The organism is Amycolatopsis kentuckyensis (assembly GCF_002155975.1).
Classification (GTDB): domain Bacteria; phylum Actinomycetota; class Actinomycetes; order Mycobacteriales; family Pseudonocardiaceae; genus Amycolatopsis; species Amycolatopsis kentuckyensis.
The window spans coordinates 1-4153 of sequence record NZ_MUMI01000760.1 but is presented as its reverse complement, the minus strand read 5'-3'; the positions used below and the strand labels follow the sequence as shown (position 1 = coordinate 4153).

Genomic DNA, 4153 nt, shown 5'->3' with positions numbered 1-4153 from the left:
GTCCGACACCCAGCGCTCGCAGGCCGCCGAGCTCGGCCCCGCCGAGCCGAGCCCACGCGGCAACCCACCAGTCCACCTCTCCGCCCCGATCCTCTGCATCGTCGGCTCCAGCGATCCGGCAACCGAGCTCCACGAGGAACGTCACCGCGAATGGGGCGCCTTCGCCGACCGCGTCGACCTGGCCGTCATCCCCAAGGCCGGCCACTACTTCCTGCGCCACCAAGCCGCCGAAGTCGCCGAGGTGCTCAAGACCCGGTTCGCCGGCTGGGCCGCCGGGAACCTCCCGCCCCGGGTCCGGAACGTCCCCACCGCCACCAAACGCGGCCTCCGCGCCTTCTACACCGTCGCCGGCGGTCAGGCCGTCTCCATGATCGGCAACGAGCTGAGCTCGTTCGCCCTCGGCGTCTGGGCCTACCAGCGCAGCGGCCGCGTGCTCGACCTCGCCCTCGTCGTCCTGCTCGCCCGCGTCCCGGCCATGCTGCTGACCCCGGTGGGCGGGGCGCTCGCCGACCGGGTCGACCGGCGGCGCGTCCTGCTCGCCTGCGACCTGGCCGCCGGCGCCGCGATGGCCGCGCTCGCCGTCCTCATCGCCGTCAGCCGGCTGGACCTGGTGTCGGTGTGCGCGATCGTCGGGGTCACCTCGGTGGCGTCGGCGTTCCACCGGCCCGCCTACCTCGCCGCGATCGCCCAGCTGGTGCCGAAGCCCTACCTCCCGCAGGCGAACGCGCTCGCCGACATCGGCGTCGGGCTCGGCACCGTCCTCGGGCCGGTCCTCGGCGGCCTGCTGATGGGGTTGTCCGGCCTGACCTCGGTCGTCGTGGTCGACGTGGCCACCTTCGCCGTCGGTGTCGGGACGCTCGTGGCCGTGCGGTTCCCGGACCGGCTGTTCTTCCCGCAGCACGAACCCTTCAAGAAGGCGCTCACCGGCGGGTTGCTCTTCGTGGTGCGCCGCAAGCCCCTGCTGGCGATGGTCGGCTACTTCGCCGTGGTCAACTACTTCACCGCGCTGATGTGGGTCGTCATCACGCCGCTCGTGCTGTCGATCGGCTCGCCGGGCGAGCTCGGGTTCGTCAGCGCCGCCGGCGGGATCGGGGCCGCCGTGGGCGCGGTCGTGGTGGTCTTCTGGGGCGGCACCCGGCGCCGGGCCACCGGCATGATCGCCTTCGTCATCGGGTCCGGTGCCGGCGTGGTGCTGATGGGCGCGTGGCCGTCGGCCGTCGTCATCGGCGCGGGGCTGTTCGTGCGGCTGGCCTGCATGAGCATCGGCAACGCGCACTGGCTGTCGATCATCCAGACCAAGGTCGGCCAGCACCTGCAGGGCCGGGTGCTCGCCATCAACGTCATGCTCGCGACGGCGATGACCCCGCTCGGCTACCTGACCGCGGGCGCGCTGTCCGAGTGGCTCGGCCCGGCCACGCTGATGGTGTTTTCCGGCCTCTTCCTCGTCGTCTGGGGCGGGTTCGGCCTGCGCTGGCGGCGGCTGCGCGACATCGACGTCCTGCTGCCCGACGCCGCGCCGCCGGCCGAGGTCGACACCGATCTCGACCGCGTGCAGGCGCTCGCCGACCGGGCGCTGGCGCGGTGACGGCGATGGCACTGGTCACCGAAACCGACATCGCCGAAGCCGCGGGCCTGATCGGCCCGCTGCTGCTTCCGACGGCCTTGGCCGGGCCGGTCGGCGGGCTCTGGATCAAACCGGAGAACCGGCAGCGGACCGGGTCGTTCAAGGTCCGCGGCGCGCTCAACGCGGTCGCCCGCCTGCCCGGACCGCAGCACGTCCTCGCGCAGTCGTCGGGCAACCACGGGCGGGCGATCGCCTACGCCGCGGCCCGCCACGGCCGGCGCGCCACCGTGGTCCTGCCCGACACCGCACCCGCGTACAAGGTCGACGCCGTGCGGGCACTGGGCGCGGAGGTGGTCATCGTGCCGCCCGCGCGCCGGGAAGCGGCGACGGCCGAGCTGCTGGCGGACACCGGCGCGGCCCTGGTCGGGTCGGCCGACTTTGCCGTGATCGCCGGCCACGGCACGGTCGGCGCGGAGATCGTCCGGGAGCTGCCCTCGATCGGCACCGTGCTGGTCCCGGTCTGCAACGGCGGCCTGCTCGCCGGGGTCGCCGCCGCCGTCAAGGCGCTGTCCCCCGGGACGCGGGTCGTCGGCGTCGAACCGGCACTGGCCGGCGACGCCGCCGAGTCGCTGCGGACCGGGCGGCTCGTGCGCTGGCCGGTCGCGCAGACCTACCGCACGATCGCCGACGGGCTGCGGGCCCCGGTGCTGGGCGAGCTGGCCTGGCAGCACATCCGGTCACTGGTCGACGACATCGTCACCGTCGGCGAGGACGACATCGTGGCCGCGCAGGCCTTCCTGCTCGGGGAGTTCGGGGTGCTGGCCGAACCGAGCGGCGCGGTCGCCACCGCCGCGCACCTGACCGGGCGGGTCGCCGGGACCGCGGTCGCCATCGTTTCCGGCGGAAACGTCGCCGCCCCGAGCAGAGAGCGGGTGCCCGTTGAGCACGGCTGAGATAGGCGGGGTGCTGACGACCATCGGCGGCACGCCCCTGGTCGCGCTGGACCGGATCGCCCCGGGCCTGCGCGTCTTCGCGAAGATGGAGAAGTTCAACCCCGGCGGCAGCGTCAAGGACCGGACCGCGCTGCACATGCTGCAGGGCGCCCTGCGCGCGGGCACGCTGGTCCCGGGCCGCTCGGTCGTGGTCGAATCCACATCGGGCAACCTCGGAGTCGGGCTGGCCCAGCTGTGCGCGTACTTCGGGCTCGACCTCGTCTGCGTCGTCGACACCCGCACGACCGCCCAGACCATCGCGCTCCTGCGGGCCTACGGCGCCACCGTGGAGCTGGTCAGCGAGCCGGTGGACGGCGACCTGCTCGGCGCCCGGATCGCCCGGGTGCACGAACTGCTCGCGCGGCTGCCGGACGCGTTCTGGCCCAACCAGTACACCAACCCGCTCAACCCGGCGGCGCACGAGCAGACCATGCACGAGATCGCCGAGGCCCTCGACGGCCACGTCGACTACCTCTTCTGCTCGGTCAGCACCGGCGGCACGATGCGCGGCTGCGCGGACTACCTCCGGCGGCACGGGCTCACCACGAAGCTCGTCGCCGTCGACGCCGCGGGCAGCGCGATCTTCCACGTTCCGACCGAGGGACGGCTGCTGCCCGGGCACGGCGCCGGACGGCGGCCGCCACTGGTCGACACCTCCGCCGTCAGCGAAGTGGTCCACGTGAGCGACCTCGAGTGCGTGCGCGCCTGCCGGACGCTCGTGGCCCGGGAAGCGATCCTCGCCGGCGGTTCCTCGGGCGCGACCGTCGCCGCGCTGGGGAAGCTGCGCGACCGCATCCCGGCGGACTCGGTGTGCGTGCTCGTCTTCCCCGACGACGGCAACCGGTACCTCGACACCATCTACTCCGACCACTGGGTGCGCGAACACTTCGGCGAGGTGCCCGCCCCCGGATCCCGCGCGCTCGCGGCCATTCCCTGAGGAGCCTTCGTGCGTCATCTCATCTCGCTGGACGACCTCGCCGACGACGACCTGCGCGCCATCGTGCGCCGGGCCGCCCAGCTGGCCGAACGGCCGCGCTCGGCCGGGACGTCGCTGCAGGGCGACGTCGTCGGCATCCACTTCCGCAAGACCTCCACCCGCACCCGCACCGCGTTCTCGGCCGGGGCACTGCGGCTGGGCGCGCAGATCGTCGCCTTCGGTCCCGCCGACCTCCAGACGAACACCGGCGAGACCATCGAGGACACCGGCCGGGTGCTGTCCTCGATGCTCGACGTCCTGGTGGCCCGCACCGCCGCCGGCCCGGCCGAGCTGCGCACCCTCGCCGCCCAGGACCGGATGGCGGTGATCAACGCCATGAGCGAAGACGAGCACCCCACCCAGGCACTGGCAGACCTGACGACGCTGGTCCGCCGCTTCGGGCGCGTCGACGGGCTCCGCGTGCTCTACCTCGGCGAGGGCAACAACTCCGCGGCGGCACTGGCCTTGGCGCTGAGCCGGTTCCCCGGCACCGAACTGCACCTGCGCACCCCACCCGGGTACGGCCTCACCGCGGACGTGCTGACCCGGGCGCAGGCGCACGCCATCCGCACCGGAGCCGCCATCGTGGAAACCCACGACCCGGACGACGTGCCGGCCGGC

General features: G+C 73.8%; 4 protein-coding genes. All 4 read left to right on the top strand.

Translation table 11 applies throughout. The features are described from left to right. Positions 1–1585 (top strand): MFS transporter (locus CCN39_RS47375; RefSeq protein WP_143264462.1); only part of this gene is annotated, 1585 nt, incomplete at its 5' end. 5 nt (positions 1586–1590) lie between these two features. Then, positions 1591–2517: a threonine ammonia-lyase gene (locus tag CCN39_RS47370; RefSeq protein ID WP_086853684.1), complete on the top strand. Its 927-nt coding sequence runs from the start codon at positions 1591–1593 to the stop codon at positions 2515–2517. Positions 2518–2527: 10 nt separating this feature from the next. Further along, positions 2528–3493 (top strand): 2,3-diaminopropionate biosynthesis protein SbnA, encoded by a 966-nt coding sequence (gene sbnA, locus CCN39_RS47365; protein WP_086853682.1) that lies wholly within the window; start codon positions 2528–2530, stop codon positions 3491–3493. Between the two features lie 9 nt (positions 3494–3502). Continuing rightward, a partial coding sequence (locus tag CCN39_RS47360; protein ID WP_086853686.1) for an ornithine carbamoyltransferase occupies positions 3503–4153 on the top strand: 651 nt, incomplete at its 3' end.